Here is a 15,455-nt window from a genome sequence, read left to right as displayed (position 1 = left end):
GGGTTGGACACCCTGTCGAGTGTCGGAGAAGAGGACACATGCGTCCGTTCATGGACAAGGCGGCTCCCGAGGTGTGGTCCGCAGCGCTGAAGTTCTCGTCGGCGGTACGGGAGGCAGCCGTCCAGCGAGGGCTCACCGTTCGGGAGTCGGAGCTCATCAAGGTCAGGGCATCGCAGCTCAACGGCTGCGCGTTCTGCCTGGACCTGCATTCGCGAGAGGCGAGGCAGTCGGGGATCCGGCAGCAGATGCTGGACCTGCTGCCGGCATGGCGGGACACCGAGGCCTTCGACGACCGTGAAAAGGCGGTGCTCGCGGTCGCGGAGGCGGTGACTGCCCTGCCCCTGGGCGAGGAGTCCCGTGCTGATCTCGCCGGTTCGCGGGCAGTCCTCGGGGACGATACCTTCGTGGCCGCCGAGTGGGTGGCCGTCACGATCAACACGTTCAACCGGATATCGATCCTCAGCGGTCATCCGGTCCGTCCCCGCGACGCCGAGGGACAGCTGACCCGATGACCAACTCCGCGAAGGCCTCCGGGTTGTGACGTGGTTACTCGACATCTCCACTCCACAAACCGGAGGCCTTCGGTGCTCCGGACCATGGGACGACGGCGTCGTCCCGGTCGTGGGCTCACACCATGGGGTGACCGCTGGCCGTTGACTCAGCCGGGGTCAGGTCCTGCACGACGTCCCAGTGCTCGACGATGCGCTCGTTCTCGAGACGGTAGATGTCGACGATCACCACTGGACCGGGTGCCCAGCCGTGGACGAGGCTGTGGGTGAACACGAGGTCGCCCTGGGCCGCGATACGGTGCGGCTGCCAGGAGAATCCCTGCAGGCCGGGCACGGCGGAGCGCAGCGTGTCCAGGCCGTCGGGCATCTGCGGGCTGTGCTGTACGTACGGCTCGGCCCAGTAGCGGTCCAGCGCGGTCAGATCCTTCTCGGCGAAGAGTTCGCGCATCGCGGTGAGCACGATCCGTGTGTTGCGTTCGGCCAGGTCGTGATCGGCGATGGTGGTATCAGGCATGGGGTTGGCCACTTCCGTGATGGTTCCGACGAAGTTGTACAGTGCGCCGTCGACGGTGACGTTGGAGTAGAGCGTCCCGTTGGCGAAGTCCTCCACATGAGTGACCGTGGCGCCGGCGGCCTCGGTCCAGGAGTTCAGGTAGACGCCGTCCCGGATCCTCTTCAGGTTGAGCGCCACCGTCTCGGTGTGGCCGTTCGGCGTCAGTCCTCCGCCCTCTTCCACGACGAAGCTGCCCTTCGACTCCGACTCGAAGGTGAACCGCACTTTCAGTAATCCCAAATCGAACGCGTAGGTCTTGCCAACCATCGGCACGGACATGTCGATCCCTTCCTCGTGACGCCGAACTCGGTGTGAGCTGGACGCTCTCGTCCATTGAGGGCCGTGTTCCTGGAACAGGGTCAAGTCCGGCGACGGCGACCGGGACGTGTGCAGCAGGTCGCAGTGGCGGACCAAGCGCGGTCCTCGTACCTGAGCGGTTCGGAGTTCGATGAGAACGAGTTCGCGGAACTCCGCCTCGCAGTCGAACGGGCCGAGAGTGCACTGGAAGCATGGGCGAGAACGGGGGCGCCCTCCCCGATGAACGCGCGATAGGCCTGCGACCCTGAGCGGGGTCTGTACGTCCATGGCTGACTGTGGCGCCGTGGCCCGCGCCGACGCGTGCATCACGGAAACGCAGGGACCCAGGGAATGCAGCCGGACGGCGCACAGGGGCGATCGCCCGGTGGGTCACGACCGTGGTGCCCCGAGGGCGCCACGGTCGTGACCCGCACCCGCTCAGACGGAGGCCACGATCCGTTCGTGGTCGAGCTCGCCTTCGCGGGTCTGGATGCCCGCGGCCAGCAGGTCGTGCGCCCGCTGTGTGACCTCGGGACCCATCGTCGTCATCAGCCCGTCGTTCTCGACCGCGTACGCGGCGCGTGGAACTGGGGACGCCACGGCGTTCACGGCGGCCTTGATCGCGGCGACGACCTCTGGCCTCAGGCGGGCGATCCGTCCGGCGAGGTCGCCGACGAAGCCGTCCAGCTCGTCGGCCGGGAGCGCGCGGTTGACCAGGCCGTACCGTTCGGCAAGCTCCGCGTCCACGAGCTCGCCTCCCAGCACGAGCTCGAGTGCCCGGGCCCGCCCGACGAGGCGGGGCATGTTCACGGTCCCGCCCCCGCCGGGGAGGATGCCCATCATGGCCTCGGTCTGTGACTGGCCGGACCGGCCGATCGCCGCGAACCGCATGTCCAGGTACATGAGGAACTCGTTCCCGGCGCCGCGTGCGAAGCCGGCCAGCTTGCCGATCGTGACCTGGGGCAGGGTGCGTACCTCCTCGCTCATGACCTGCAGGATGTTCATGCCCTCGGGGACCGGCGCATCCTCGGCGGCGGCGATCGCGGCGCGGGTCGCCGCCGACAGGGCGTCCGGTTCGGTGAGGTAGCCCATGTCGCCGTGGGCGCTGAAGAACTCCGGGTCGGCGCTGTCGAACACGATGACGCGGACGCTCGTGTCGTTCCTGACGCGGTGGACGAACCCGCGCAGCGAGGGCACCAGGACGCCGTCCATCAGGTTGAGGGGCGGGTGGTCGAGCGTCACGGTCGCGACACCGTCCGACAGTGCGATCCGGAGGCCGGTCAGATCGTCGTAGTGCATGGGAACTCCCTGGGTTGTTCTGGGCGTGCGCCCTGACCCTAGGAAGCAGCCAGGTGACCAACCGGGAACCTAGACTTGTGCTATGTCCGAGCCCGCCGTCGACATGTTCGACGAGATCTGCCCCTCGCCGATGCAGCCTCTGAGGATGAAGGACAAGTGGGCGCCCATGGTGCTGCGCTGCCTGGAGGACGGGCCGCGCAGGTTCTCGGAGCTACGTGTCCCGCTGTACCGCACCAGCGCCAAGGAGCTCACCCGGTCGCTGCGCAACCTGCAGCACGACGGGTTCGTCTGCCGGACGTCGGCGGGCCGCACCGTGACCTACGGGCTCACCGACCTCGGACGCAGCCTGCTCGACCTGCTCGACACGGTCTACGCCTGGAGCGACGAACACGGGAACGAGCTCCTTGACGCCCAGGACCCCGACGACGGGGAGGCCGGGGCACCGTGACGCCGATCTCGCGCGCAGCATGACGGTGCGGCGGTTCTCGGGCCGACAGGACTTCGCTGAGGGGTTTCCTCACGGATCAGGGACGGAGCGGTTGCCTCGGGAGCGGGTCGGGGTGATCCCGGAACCGCCCTGGGGCCAGGCCGTACTCGCGTCGGAAGGCACTGGCGAAGGCGAACTCGTTCGAGTAGCCGGCCTGCCGGGCAATGGCTGACAACGGCCAGCTCGTCTGACGTAGCAGTCGAGCCCCGTGGGCGAGCCGCCACTGGGTCACGTACGACATCGGCGGCCGGCCGACCTCCGCGGCGAAGCGGCGGTTGAACTGCGTGCGAGACATGCCCGATGCCTGAGCGAGTTCCTGGACGGTCCACGGGTGCTCCGGGCGCTCGTGGATATCGTCCAGGACCGCCGTGATGGCTGGGTCGGTCACCCGCACCGCGCCGTTGCTGTCGGGTCCCTCCTGCCATTGCCGCAGGGCGCGTACCAGGACGAGGTCCACCAGCGCGGACCGCGTCACCCAGTTGCCGTCGTGCGCGTGCGCGACGTCGTCCTCGAGCAGTCTCGTCACCGACGCCAGGTCCGGGTCGTCGGCGTGTTCGGGTGAGATCACGACCAGGTCGGGCATGTCGCGCAGGAAGGGGTGGAGCGTGCCGTGTTCCAGGCGGTAGGCGCCGCACAACAACTCGGCCTCCGGCTGTCCGTTCCCCGGTGGGTCGGTGCGTGTGAATGTCGGCAGGTCGTGGAGGCGTGCGGGGGAGCGGGCGAGGCCGTGAGCGGCGCCGTTGGGTGCGACGGCGATGTCGCCCGGACGAAGGAGGACCGGCCGGGCATCTTCCGCGAGCAGCCACGCCTCACCGCTCAGCACGATGTGGAACCCGATCCCGACGAAGGCGGGAAACCGCATGCCCCACGGGCCGAACCCGGTGAGCCGGCGACCGTTGGCGCGTCCGGCCCGAACGCTCTCGATGGCACGACTGATCAGGTCCACGCCCGCAGGGTAGTTCGTCCTCGCCGGGTTGGGACGAATGGACATGCGGCTGGTTCGCCGGCGCATGGTGTCGCGTCCTCGGTGCTGGTTCAGTCGGTGGTGCATCTGCTGGTCACGAGAAGACGGAGGACGTCGATGAGGAGCCTGGCGACGGTACTCGAGGAGCTGCTGAACGAGCGGGAGACCCCGATCGAAGAGGTGATGGCACGGCACTTCGCCCCCGACTACCGGCAACGGACCGACGGGGTCTGGTCCGGATGGTCCGAGGTGGCACGGAACCTTGCCGGCATCAGGACGATGATCCGTTCGGTGCGGGTCGACCTGTTGAACGAGTTCGTCGGCGGGTACGACTACGCTGATCGGCACCTTCTGACCGTCGAGATGCAGGACGGAACACGCCAGACACGTGAGTCCTACGTGTTCGGCACGTTCGCGCAGGACGGCAGGTTCGAACGGATCGAAGAGGTCACCCTCGTGGACCCGGTCCACAGCACGCGCGAGTAGTCCCGGCCGCTCGACATCGTGCTTGCCCTCGACCGGCTCCGGTCGAGGGCAAGCAGAAGGGCCTCGGGCAGGGTCGGCGTCGACGCGGATACCGGTGCGGGGCTCCGGGGTGGTCTCGCCGGTACGGGGGTGTCCGGCCCGTGCTTTCGGTGACTGCTCAGACGGTCGGGATGATGCCCCCGTCGATGCGGAACTGCGCCCCGGTGAGCCACTTCGCGCGGCCGGAGGCGAGGAAGGCGATCATCTCGGCGACATCCTCGGGATCCCCGGGGCGGCCCATGGGGACCTTCAGATGGTCCACGAGCTGCTGCGTGGCCTCTTCGGTGGTGATGCCCTGCGTCTCGGCCATGAGTCTCAGGTGGGCGGTGGCGCCGTCGGTGGCGACGAAGCCAGGCAGGACGCAGACCACGCGTACCCCGTGCTCGCCGACCTCGGTGGCCAGCTCGCGGCTGTAGGTGTTGAGCGCGGCCTTGGCTGCGGCGTAGGACGCCTCGGTGCGCTGAGGCAGTTGGCTGGCGATCGAGGAGACGTGCACGACGACGCCGGAGCCCCGCTCGACCATTCCCGGCACCAGGGCCCGGTCCAGCCGCACGGCGCTGAGGAAGTTCATCTCCAGGTCCGCCTGCCAGGACTCGTCCGACCGGCTCAGGGTCGGCGCCGGGGCGCTCGCCGCGCCCGCGTTGTTCACGAGCACGTCCACGCCGCCCACCTGCTCGACGACGCGGTGGCCCAGTTCGGCCACACCCTGCTGCGTGGAGAGGTCCGCCGCGAGGAACGTGGCACCGCTGTCCTCCTGGGGCCGGCTGCGGGAGGCCGTCAGCACGGTCGCGCCCGCGGCGACGAAGCGGCGCGCGGTCGCCGCGCCCAGGCCGCGGCTGCCGCCGGTGACCAGTACCCGAAGGCCGTCGAGGCTGTTGTCCGTGATGGGCATGGGTGTCTCTCCTCCGTAAGATGAACCTGGCTCCGGAAACGATACACGTAAGCGGAACCAGACTCACCTTATGGAGGTTCCTTTGCCGGCATCACGCCCGCTGCGCGCCGACGCGCGACGCAACCGCGAGGCCCTGCTGTCCGCTGCCCGCCAGGCGTTCCTCAGCGGTGACACCGACGCGCACGTGGAGGACATCGCTCGCAGCGCCGGCGTCGCCGTCGGAACGTTCTACCGCCACTTCGAGACCCGCGAAGCGCTGATGGAGGAGGCCTACCGCAAGGAGGTGGACGTCCTGTGTGCCGCGCCCGTCGCACTGCTGGACCAGCACGCCCCGGACGAGGCGCTGCGGCGCTTCCTGCTGCTGCTCGTGGACCACGCGGCGGTGGGCAAGGGGATGTCCGGTGTTCTGGAGGGCATCATGGCGACGGACTCACCGGTCTTCGACGACGCGCGCACGCGTATGGCCGAGGCCCTCTCCCTGCTGCTCGAAGCCGGCAGTGCGGCCGGTACCGTCCGCGACGACGTCACGGGCTCCACCCTGTTGCGCGCTCTGGGCGGCGTCTGCGGCATGCGCGCCACGGAGGGCTGGTTGGTCGAGGCCCGGCAGATCACCGCCCTCCTCTTCGACGGCCTGCGCCACGGCGCCCCGCAGTCACCCTGAGCCGGGGGCTGCGCGCCGTGTGCCGCCGATCCAGGGCGTCTACGTCGTCATGCCTGTCGAGCGGCCGATCCGGAGCTCGGGTGCCAGCTTGTTCGTCCGGTATGCGCCGCTCTCGTGCTCCATCCGGGCGCGCAGGAAGGCGACGGCGTCGGCGGCTATCGTCGCGATCGGCTGAACGACGGTCGTCAGGCTCGGCCAGAAGATGTCGGCGAGCTCACCGCCGTCGAACCCGGTGACCAGGGTGTCGCGCGGCACGTCGTACCCGTGCTCGCGCAAGCGGGAGATGACGCCGACCGCGATCTGGTCGGACCCTGCGACGATGGCGTCGGGCAGCGAACCCGTCCCGAGGATCGTGTCGGCCGCTGCGACCCCCGATGCGACGCTGAACTCGCTGCGGAACGCGGACACGAGGGTCATCCCGTGCTCGGCGGTCAGGGTCTGTACCGCCTGCCACCGCTCGACGCCGTTCGAGCTCGCGTCATCCGTGCCCGCGTAGCCGATCGTGGTGACGCCCCGCTCCCGGAGGTGCTCGAAGACGAGGCGCAGCCCCACCTCGTTGTCGACGCCGACGAAATCGGCGAGGGTCTTGCTGGTCGCCCGGTCGACCTGCACGGTGGCGATCTCGTCGTTGAGGACCCGCAGCGCGGTCGCGGACCCGCGGCGATCGGACGGGATCAGGACGACGCCGTCGACGCGGCGGTCACGGAACACCTGAAGGCGCCGGGTCTCTTCCTCGACGAAGCCGTGGGAGTCGGCAAGGAGGAGCTCGAATCCCGCGCGGTTGAGCTCCTCCTCGACCGCGTCGACGAGCCGGGCGAAGAACGGGATGCCGATGACCGGGACGATCATCCCCACCAAGCGGCTGGAGCCTTCTCGCAGGGCTCGGGCCACCGGGTCGACCCGGTAGCCCATCTCCGCGGCGATGGCCCGCACCCGCACGATCATCTCCTGGGAGACCCGTGGCTTGCCCCCGAGTGCGCGGGACGCGGTGGCGACGGAGACACCGGCGCGGGCGGCGACGTCGGCGAGGGTGATTGAAGAAGCGATGACGGTTCCAATCCTGCGGGGTGGATCAAACTCTACTGTGCAGCCGGCGCGATGTGATGTACGGTGTTGGCCAACGTGCGGAATCGATTACGCACAATTTACGCGAAGGAGCACAGCGTGTCCAAGCCGATCCTCATCGACTGCGATCCCGGTCACGACGACGTCTTCGCCATCTGGCTGGCCGCCGCACATCCGGCGATCGACCTCCGTGGCATCACGACAGTGGCAGGCAACGGCCGTATCGAGCACACGACGCACAACGCGCTCGTCGCCTGCACGGTCGCGGGCATCCACGGCGTCCCGGTGGCCCAGGGCGCGGAGCGCCCCATCGCGGGCGAGCTCAAACCCGCCGAATGGATCCATGGCGCCAACGCGCTGGGCGGTCCCGAACTGCCCACGCCGACGACGCCGCTGGACGAGCGCGACGCGCTGACCCTCATGCGGGACGTCGTCGAGGGGTCCGACGAGCCGGTCACGATCGTTGCCACCGGCCCGCTCACCAACGTCGCGTCGTTCGTGCGCAAGTACCCCGAGCTCGTCGGCTCGATCGAACAGGTCGTCTGGATGGGCGGATCCACGGGGCGGGGCAACGTCTCGGCCTACGCCGAGTTCAACGCATGGACCGACCCCGAGTCGATTGCGCTCGTACTCGACTCCGGCGTCGAGTTCACGATGGTCGGCCTCAACATCTCGCACCAGGCCCTCATCACCCGAGAGGTTCGCGCGCGGATCGCGGCCATCGACACCCGCACGGCGGCCTTCGGCGCGGAGTTGCTCGAGTTCTTCTGCTCGACCTACGACGCGTTCGAGAACATGCCCGACGGGCCGCTGCACGACCCGATCACCGTGGCGATGCTCGCCGACCCCGCCACCGCGACCACCGTCCGCACCCGGATCGACGTGGAGGTGCAGGGCGCGGAGACACGGGGTGCCACCTGCGTCGACCTGCTCGGCTTCCTCGAGCGGCCGGCCAACGCCAATGTCGCGATCGACCTCGACGTCGACCGCTTCTGGGGCCTCGTCGAAGACGCGGTCCGACAGCTCGACTGACCCCCACCACGGGCGGTGCTTTCCTCCTCGGTCCGCCGCCCACCTCTCACACGACAATGGAGTCAACGTGTACGCCACCAAGCACACGAGCCGCTGGGTCACAGCGGCGACAAGCGCCGCCGCGATCCTGCTCGCCGCGGGATGCTCATCAGGCACGGCATCGCAGGGAGAGGACTTCTCTCCCTGCATCGTCTCGGACGCCGCAGGGTTCGACGACCACTCCTTCAACGAGTCCGCACTGCGCGGGATCACGGCGGCCGCCGACGAACTCGGGGTCGTGGCCAGCCAGGTCGAGTCCGGCAACGAGAACGACTTCCAGCCGAACGTCGACGCCCAGGTGGCGGAGGGGTGCGACCTCGTCGTCACCGTCGGCTACCTCTTCGCCGACGTGACCGGCGCCGCCGCCGTCGCCAACCCCGACGTGCAGTTCGCCATCGTCGACGACGCGCTCGACGCCGACGGCGACGGCCGGCCCGACGTCGAGAACGGCAAGCCCATCCTCTTCGACACCGCACAGGCGGCCTTCCTCGCCGGGTACACGGCCGCCGCATACTCGAAGTCCGGCGTCGTGGGCACGCTCGGCGGAGGGCAGATTCCGCCGGTGACGCTGTTCATGGACGGGTTCGTCGACGGCGTCGATCACTACGACGAGGTCAACGGGGCCGACGTCAGGGCGGTCGGCTGGGACAAGGAGTCGCAGACCGGGGTCTTCACCGGTGGGTTCGAGGCCGGTGTCGAGGCGAAGACCGCAGCGCAGTCGCTTCTCGACCAGGGCGCCGACGTGCTCCTCCCGGTCGGAGGACCGATCTATCAGTCGGCTGCCGAGGCGATCCGGGACAAGGGTGGCGACACGGCTCTCATCGGCGTGGATGCCGACGTGTACGAGACCGACCCGTCGGTCGCCGACCTGCTGCTCACGTCCGTCGTGAAGGGCGTCGACGAGGCCGTGCGGGACGTCACCGTCAGCGCGGCGTCGGGGGAGTTCAGAAACGCGCCGTACGTCGGCACGCTCGAGAACGACGGTGTCGGGATCGCCCCGTTCCACGACTTCGCCGGCAAGGTGCCGGCCGACCTGCAGCAGCAGCTGGACGACCTCGCGGCGCAGATCATCGCCGGCGAGATCGAGGTCACGTCGCAGTCCACGCCGGGCTGATCCCCGAGGGCGCCGGCCGGGCTCCGTCCGGCCGGCACCTCTCGGTACTCATCCACCGCACCAGAACGAGGTGTCGTCCATGAAACTCGAACTGCGGGGCATCACGAAGAGATTCGGTGCTCTGGTCGCGAACGATCACATCGACCTCACGGTCGAACCGGGGGAGATCCACTGCCTCCTCGGTGAGAACGGTGCCGGCAAGTCGACGCTGATGAACGTTCTCTACGGACTCTACGAGGCGGACGAGGGCGAGATCGTCCTCGACGGGGTGCCGCAGCACCTTGCGGGCCCTGGCGATGCGATGAACGCCGGCATCGGGATGGTGCATCAGCACTTCATGCTGATCCCGGTCTTCACGGTCGCCGAGAACGTGATGCTCGGCCACGAGGAGACCGGCTTCGGCGGCCGGCTGGACCTCGCGAGCGCGCGCCGGCGAGTCCGTGAACTCAGCGACCGGTTCGGGTTCGACCTCGACCCCGATGCGTTGGTCGAGGACCTGCCGGTGGGCGTGCAACAGCGGGTCGAGATCGTCAAGGCGCTGGCGCGCGACGCCCGCGTGCTGGTGTTCGACGAGCCGACCGCGGTGCTGACCCCGCAGGAGACGGACGAGCTGATGGCCATCATGCGCGACCTGAGGGCGAACGGCACCGCCATCGTCTTCATCACGCACAAGCTTCGCGAGGTGCGAGAGGTCGCTGACCGCATCACGGTGGTCCGGCTCGGCAAGGTCGTCGGCGAAGCATCTCCCACCGCCTCCAACGCCGAGCTCGCGGCGCTCATGGTGGGCCGCGCGGTGGAGCTCACCGTGCGGAAGGCCGCACCGCGGCTCACCGACGACGCCCTCGTCGTCGAGGGCCTGACCGTCCTCGATCCGAGGGGTCAGGTCACGGTCGACGACGTGTCGTTCCGCGTGCGCGGGGGAGAGGTGCTCGCGATCGCCGGTGTGCAGGGCAACGGTCAGACCGAGCTCGTCGAGGCACTCCTGGGGCTGCAGCACCGGGTCACCGGGCGTGTCGTGCTCGACGGTTCCTCGCTCCGAGGACTCGACGTGCGCCGGATCCTCGACGCCGGCGTCGGCTTCGTGCCGGAGGACCGCACGCAGGACGGGCTGGTCGGCGAGTTCTCCATCGCCGAGAACCTGATGCTCGACCGTTCCGTGGGCGCGCCGTTCGTCCGCGCCGGAACGGTGCGGCGAGACCACCTCCGCGCCTTCGCCGTCGAGAAGTCACGTGAGTTCGATGTGCGGTCGCAGGGCATCGACACCCCGGTCGGCCGGCTGTCGGGCGGGAACCAGCAGAAGGTGGTGCTCGCCCGGGAGCTGAGCCGCGACCTGCGTCTCTTCGTGGCCGCGCAGCCCACCCGAGGCATCGATGTCGGATCCATCGAGTTCGTGCACCAACGCATCGTCGCCACGCGTGACGGGGGCATCCCCGTGATCGTCGTCTCGACGGAGCTCGACGAGGTGACCGCCCTCGCGGACCGCGTCGCGGTCATGTACCGAGGCCGAATCGTCGGGATCGTCCCAGCCGACACCCCGCGTGAGGTGCTCGGACTCATGATGGCCGGCGAAGTTCCCCCGGCCCTTCGCGCGGCGTCGTCGCCGTCCGACCCCGAAGGAGCGATCGCATGAGCAACGAAGCGCCACTGCGCACGGGAGACGACCGCGTCCGGGCGATCGTCAGGGAGATCATGAGCGGCACCGCGGTGATCTCCGTCCTCGCCGTGGTCCTCGCCCTGGCCATCGGCGGCGTGCTCATCGCCGCGACGGACGACCACGTGCGGGCGGCGGCGCCACACCTGTTCACGGACCCGGGTGGCTTGCTGGCCGCCGCATGGGACGCCGTGGCCGGCGCCTATGGAGCGCTCTTCCAGGGAGCCGTGTTCAACCCGAACCGAGACGGGCTCGTGCTGCAGCTCAAGCCGATCACCGAGACCCTCACCTTCGCCACGCCGCTGATCGCGGCAGGGCTGGGTGTTGCTCTCGCCTTCCGGGTGGGCCTGTTCAACATCGGGGGCCAGGGACAGATGCTCGTCGCGGCCGCCTGCGCCGGCTGGGTCGGATTCACCCTCCACCTGCCGTTCGGTGTCCACCTGGCTCTTGCCCTGCTCGCCGGACTGGCCGGAGGGGCGCTGTGGGGTGGCCTGGTCGGGTTGCTCAAGGCCCGCACCGGTGCGCACGAGGTGATCGTGACGATCATGCTCAACTACGTCGCCTTCTACCTGTTGTCGTACCTTCTACGCACACCGCTCCTGCAGGCTCCGGGTTCGAGCAACCCCAAGTCCCCGCCGATCGCGGATACCGCGGCCCTCCCGCCGCTGCTCGGGCCACAGTTCAACCTCACGCTGGGCCTGGTCCTCGTCGTGGCCGCGACGATCTTCACGTGGTGGTTGCTGGACCGGTCGGCACTCGGATTCCGCTTCAAGGCCGTGGGGATCAACCCCGACGCGGCACGAGTGGCCGGAATCGACGTCAAGCGGGTCTACGTCGCCACGATGCTCATCGCCGGCGCACTCGTCGGTCTCGCGGGAGTGACGCAGGTGCTCGGCCCCGCCCGGGCGGGCTTCACGTCCGGGATCGATGCCGGCATCGGGTTCGACGCGATCACCGTCGCGCTGCTGGGTCGCTCCCGCCCCTGGGGCGTCCTCGCCGCAGGCACCCTGTTCGGCGCGTTCAAGGCGGGCGGGTACCTCATGCAGGCCGCCGAGGCCGTACCGATCGACATCGTGCTCGTGGTGCAGTCGCTCATCGTGCTGTTCATCGCGGCACCCCCGCTCGTGCGCGGGGTCTTCCGCCTTCCCGATCCGTCGGTGGGCACTGCCCGGCAGGATCCCGCAAGCCCCGTCCCCGAGAAGGTGAGTGCGCTATGACCACCGTGACGTCCCAGCCCGTACGTCTGGTGGGGCGCAGCTGGAAGACTCCGATCGCCTGCGGCCTCTTCACCGTCCTCGCGACGGTGCTCTTCATCGGGCAGGGCCGCCCGGGCGAGACCACCTTCCAGCTCTCCCGAGACGCCGACCTGGTTCAGCTGCCGCCGCTGGTGGCTCCGGTGGGTGCCACGACTCTCGGCCTGACGGTCGTTCTCCTCCTGCTGACGGCGCACGCCGTGTGGCTCGCGGTGACGAGGCGACGCCCGCAGATCTGGTCGAGCCTCGCCTTCGCGGTCGCATTCCTCGTGGCCTTCCTCACCTGGGCGGCCGCCGGCCAGACACTCCCTGTTCTGGGACTCCTCGTCGGCACGGTCGGGATCTCGGTCCCCCTGGTCTTCGGCGCGCTGGGAGGAGTGATCTCCGAACGCGTCGGTGTCATCAACGTCGCCATCGAGGGCCAGCTGCTCGGCGGCGCCTTCGTGTCGGCCGTGGTCGCGTCGCTGACCGGGAACCTGTACGCCGGCCTGCTCGGAGCGGTCGTCGCCGGGGTGTTCGTCTCGCTCGTCCTCGCCGTCTTCTCGATCAGGTACTGGGTCGACCAGGTGATCGTCGGCGTCGTGCTGATCGTGTTCGTCACCGGCCTCACATCCTTTCTCTCCTCGACGGTGCTGACCAAGGATGCCGCCGCACTCAACTCTCCGCCGCGCTTTCCGGCGATCGACGTCCCTGTCCTCTCGCAGATCCCGATCATCGGTCCGACGTTCTTCCGGCAGACCGTGATCGTGTACGCCGCCTACGTCGCCGTCGTGGTGGTGTACATGTGCCTGTTCCACACGAAGTGGGGCCTGCGCGTGCGCGCCGCGGGCGAGCATCCGCAAGCTGCCGACACGGTCGGCATCAAGGTGAACGCGATGCGCCTCTGGGCAGTGTCGATCGCAGGTGCGGTGGTGGGTATCGGGGGCGCCTACTTCACTCTCGGTGCCGTCGGGTCGTTCCAGCAGAACATGACGGCGGGCATGGGATACATCGCTCTGGCGGCGGTGATCTTCGGCAGGTGGCACCCCATCCGTGCCACGCTTGCGGCGCTGTTGTTCGGGTTCGCGACGAACCTTCAGTACGTGCTCGGCGCGATCGGCTCTCCGGTGCCGAGCGAGTTCATGCTCATGCTTCCGTATCTCGTCACGATCGTGGCCGTCGCCGGTCTCGCGGGCCAGGTTCGCAAACCCGCGGCCTCGGGTCTGCCCTACGCGCGCCGATGACGTCCCCGTGCTCGCCCCCTAGGAAAGGCTGATATGACCGCGAAGACATCGCTCGACCGCTGGAGCGAGAGACAGGGCGGTGTGCTCGCCGTGCTGGGCAGCGTGAATCTCGACATGGTCATCCGGCAACCGCGGCTCCCTCGTCCGGGAGAGACGATCTTCGGGCACCGCCTCGATCGTGTCCCGGGCGGCAAGGGCCTCAACCAGGCGATCGCGGCCGCGCGAGCCGGAGGCCAGGTCGCGTTCCTCGGCAGGGTCGGCGACGACGACGTGGGCCCGCGACTGGTCGAACTGCTCGCGGGCGAAGGGGTGGATGTCGCGCGTCTGATCGCGGAGCCCGGCCTGCCCACCGGTGTGGCACAGGTGTCCGTCCTGGACGACGGCGAGAATGCGATAGTCGTCGCGGCCGGAGCGAACGACTCCGCGGACTGGTCGATGCACGACGAGAGGCTCCTCGCCACGGCGACCGCGGTGATCGCCCAGCTGGAGCGCCCCGCCGAGCTCGTCCGGCGGGCGTTCCGGGTCGCACGGACACGTGGTGTCATCACCGTCCTCACCCCCGCTCCCGTGACGCCGGAGGCGCGGACGCTCCTCGCACTCGTCGACGTCCTCCTGCTCAACGAGAACGAGGCCAAGGAACTCGCGGGAGACCTGGACGCGACAGCGGCCGCCAGGGAGCTGAGCCGCGGCTCGCGCCTGGTCGTCATGACCCGTGGACGCGGATCGACGCTCGTGGCACACGATGGTGCCGTCGTGCACGAGGAACCGACGCTGCCGACCCGGGTGGTCGACACGACCGGGGCGGGCGACTGCTTCGCCGGAACCTTGGTGGCCAGGCTGGCGGCAGGGGAGCCCCTCGAGGTGGCAATCCGCAGCGCGACCACCGCCGCATCTCTCTGCGTCAGCCGCGACGGAGCCTCGGCCTCGATGCCGTTCTGGTCGGAGGTGCGGGCCGAACTGGGCAGGCGACCCGACCAGCCGCGATCATGACGGAACCGCTCGCCACGTCGCACGGCGTCGGGCTCAGTCGCACGGCGTCGGGGGCTCAGTCGCACGGCGTCGGGCTCAGTCGCCGCCGTACTGGCGCAGGAGCTCCAGCTCGAGGACGTTGATCCTCCCTCGTCCCAGGCTGACCATGCCTTGCTCGCTCAGCTCCCCGAGGATCTTGGTGGTGGTCTCCCGTGAGGTGCCGGCGAGGGCGGCGAGCTGCTCGTGCGTGAGCCGCACCTGCCGGCCACGCCCCAGCCCGGCCGTGGAGCCCGCTGCCAGTGTGACCAGTGTGGTCGCGATGCGCTGCGGGACGCTCTTGAACACCGTGTCGGACAGCCGCCGTTCTATCACGCCGAGACGCCGCCCGAGGGTCTCGGAGATCCGGATCGCGATCCGCGGGTCGCCGAGCAGCAGTCGCTTGACCTCGGACTTGTTCATGACGCAGACCACGACGTCGTCCAGCGCTTCGGCGTAGTTGTCGAGCATCTGCTGGCCGATGATGACCATCTCGCCGAAGATCGTGCCGGGCTCGATGATCGCGGTGGTCAGGGCTCGTCCGTCCGGCGAGGTCCGGAAGATCCTGATGCGGCCCTGCTTGAGGATGAACAGGGTCTCCACCGGCTGGTGCGGGGTGTAGACCAGGGCGCCCGGCGGAAAGGTCCGCCGGGGCGCCGCGGCATTCAGCGCATCCATCTCACCGGCGTCGAGGTCGCGGAAGATGTCGACCTCGGCCATGCACCAGGGCGCGGCCGGGGAGCTGGGGCCGTGGGTGGCACCGTCGAGGTCCACGTGTTCCTCCCTCCGGCCCGGCGACCAGGGGCGCAGACCGCCGGCGAGGAGCTCGGGGTCGACGATGGCCAGGCATTGCGGTGTCTTGGTTCTCATGTTCCCAGCCATCGTC

16 protein-coding genes are annotated in these 15,455 nt (G+C 69.2%); 10 read left to right on the top strand and 6 right to left on the bottom strand.

Going from position 1 to position 15,455, the window contains the following annotated elements:
* Positions 1 to 38 precede the first annotated feature (38 nt).
* A complete protein-coding gene (locus tag HGK34_RS02990) occupies positions 39 to 512 on the top strand; it encodes a carboxymuconolactone decarboxylase family protein (RefSeq protein ID WP_201845091.1) in 474 nt (157 codons plus the stop codon).
* A gap of 115 nt (positions 513 to 627) precedes the next feature.
* Here HGK34_RS02990 and HGK34_RS23410 read toward each other — a convergent pair whose 3' ends face one another.
* Both HGK34_RS23410 and HGK34_RS02980 read right to left on the bottom strand, forming a co-directional pair.
* Positions 628 to 1,329, bottom strand: a complete 702-nt coding sequence (locus tag HGK34_RS23410) for a nuclear transport factor 2 family protein (RefSeq protein ID WP_372433062.1) — start codon at positions 1,327 to 1,329, stop codon at positions 628 to 630.
* Between the two features lie 468 nt (positions 1,330 to 1,797).
* Positions 1,798 to 2,658, bottom strand: coding sequence for an enoyl-CoA hydratase/isomerase family protein (locus tag HGK34_RS02980; RefSeq protein ID WP_201845089.1), 861 nt, complete (start codon positions 2,656 to 2,658; stop codon positions 1,798 to 1,800).
* 82 nt (positions 2,659 to 2,740) lie between these two features.
* On the opposite strand from HGK34_RS02980, the gene HGK34_RS02975 reads away from it, so the two are divergent.
* Positions 2,741 to 3,106, top strand: a complete 366-nt coding sequence (locus HGK34_RS02975) for a winged helix-turn-helix transcriptional regulator (protein WP_201845088.1) — start codon at positions 2,741 to 2,743, stop codon at positions 3,104 to 3,106.
* A 76-nt stretch (positions 3,107 to 3,182) separates the two neighbouring features.
* On the opposite strand, the gene HGK34_RS02970 is transcribed toward HGK34_RS02975, so the two are convergent.
* Entirely contained in the window at positions 3,183 to 4,091 is a 909-nt protein-coding gene (locus HGK34_RS02970; RefSeq protein ID WP_201845087.1) for an AraC family transcriptional regulator, read from the bottom strand.
* A gap of 135 nt (positions 4,092 to 4,226) precedes the next feature.
* Here HGK34_RS02970 and HGK34_RS02965 point away from each other — a divergent pair, with 135 nt between their 5' ends.
* On the top strand, positions 4,227 to 4,595 hold the full coding sequence (locus HGK34_RS02965; protein ID WP_201845086.1) for a hypothetical protein: 369 nt from the start codon (positions 4,227 to 4,229) through the stop codon (positions 4,593 to 4,595).
* Positions 4,596 to 4,752: 157 nt separating this feature from the next.
* Here the strand turns inward: HGK34_RS02965 and HGK34_RS02960 are convergent, their stop codons facing one another.
* Positions 4,753 to 5,526 carry an oxidoreductase gene (locus tag HGK34_RS02960; RefSeq protein WP_201845085.1) on the bottom strand — a complete coding sequence of 258 codons (774 nt, stop codon included), beginning with the start codon at positions 5,524 to 5,526 and terminating at the stop codon, positions 4,753 to 4,755.
* 70 nt (positions 5,527 to 5,596) lie between these two features.
* Between HGK34_RS02960 and HGK34_RS02955 the strand changes: the two genes are divergently transcribed.
* Positions 5,597 to 6,187 (top strand): TetR/AcrR family transcriptional regulator, encoded by a 591-nt coding sequence (locus HGK34_RS02955; protein WP_211200321.1) that lies wholly within the window; start codon positions 5,597 to 5,599, stop codon positions 6,185 to 6,187.
* Positions 6,188 to 6,226: 39 nt separating this feature from the next.
* On the opposite strand, the gene HGK34_RS02950 is transcribed toward HGK34_RS02955, so the two are convergent.
* Complete coding sequence (locus HGK34_RS02950) at positions 6,227 to 7,222, bottom strand: LacI family DNA-binding transcriptional regulator (RefSeq protein WP_307815703.1); 996 nt, start codon at positions 7,220 to 7,222, stop codon at positions 6,227 to 6,229.
* Between the two features lie 129 nt (positions 7,223 to 7,351).
* Here HGK34_RS02950 and HGK34_RS02945 point away from each other — a divergent pair, with 129 nt between their 5' ends.
* The 6 genes from HGK34_RS02945 (at position 7,352) to HGK34_RS02920 (ending at position 14,554) form a co-directional block, all read left to right on the top strand.
* Positions 7,352 to 8,284 (top strand): nucleoside hydrolase, encoded by a 933-nt coding sequence (locus HGK34_RS02945; RefSeq protein WP_201845083.1) that lies wholly within the window; start codon positions 7,352 to 7,354, stop codon positions 8,282 to 8,284.
* 67 nt (positions 8,285 to 8,351) lie between these two features.
* A complete protein-coding gene (locus tag HGK34_RS02940) occupies positions 8,352 to 9,437 on the top strand; it encodes a BMP family lipoprotein (protein ID WP_307815692.1) in 1,086 nt (361 codons plus the stop codon).
* A gap of 79 nt (positions 9,438 to 9,516) precedes the next feature.
* Positions 9,517 to 11,067 carry an ABC transporter ATP-binding protein gene (locus tag HGK34_RS02935; RefSeq protein WP_201845081.1) on the top strand — a complete coding sequence of 517 codons (1,551 nt, stop codon included), beginning with the start codon at positions 9,517 to 9,519 and terminating at the stop codon, positions 11,065 to 11,067.
* Positions 11,064 to 12,305, top strand: a complete 1,242-nt coding sequence (locus HGK34_RS02930; RefSeq protein ID WP_201845080.1) for an ABC transporter permease — start codon at positions 11,064 to 11,066, stop codon at positions 12,303 to 12,305. The genes HGK34_RS02935 and HGK34_RS02930 overlap by 4 nt, the downstream gene beginning before the upstream one ends.
* Positions 12,302 to 13,564, top strand: coding sequence for an ABC transporter permease (locus HGK34_RS02925; RefSeq protein WP_201845079.1), 1,263 nt, complete (start codon positions 12,302 to 12,304; stop codon positions 13,562 to 13,564). The genes HGK34_RS02930 and HGK34_RS02925 overlap by 4 nt, the downstream gene beginning before the upstream one ends.
* Before the next feature lie 33 nt (positions 13,565 to 13,597).
* Positions 13,598 to 14,554 carry a ribokinase gene (locus HGK34_RS02920; RefSeq protein WP_201845078.1) on the top strand — a complete coding sequence of 319 codons (957 nt, stop codon included), beginning with the start codon at positions 13,598 to 13,600 and terminating at the stop codon, positions 14,552 to 14,554.
* A gap of 75 nt (positions 14,555 to 14,629) precedes the next feature.
* Here HGK34_RS02920 and HGK34_RS02915 read toward each other — a convergent pair whose 3' ends face one another.
* On the bottom strand, positions 14,630 to 15,439 hold the full coding sequence (locus HGK34_RS02915) for a Crp/Fnr family transcriptional regulator (protein WP_201845077.1): 810 nt from the start codon (positions 15,437 to 15,439) through the stop codon (positions 14,630 to 14,632).
* Between the last annotated feature and the right edge of the window lie 16 nt (positions 15,440 to 15,455).

It is taken from the genome of Myceligenerans indicum (assembly GCF_016742955.1).
Taxonomy (GTDB): domain Bacteria; phylum Actinomycetota; class Actinomycetes; order Actinomycetales; family Cellulomonadaceae; genus Myceligenerans; species Myceligenerans indicum.
This window is presented reverse-complemented; position numbering and strand designations above follow the sequence as displayed.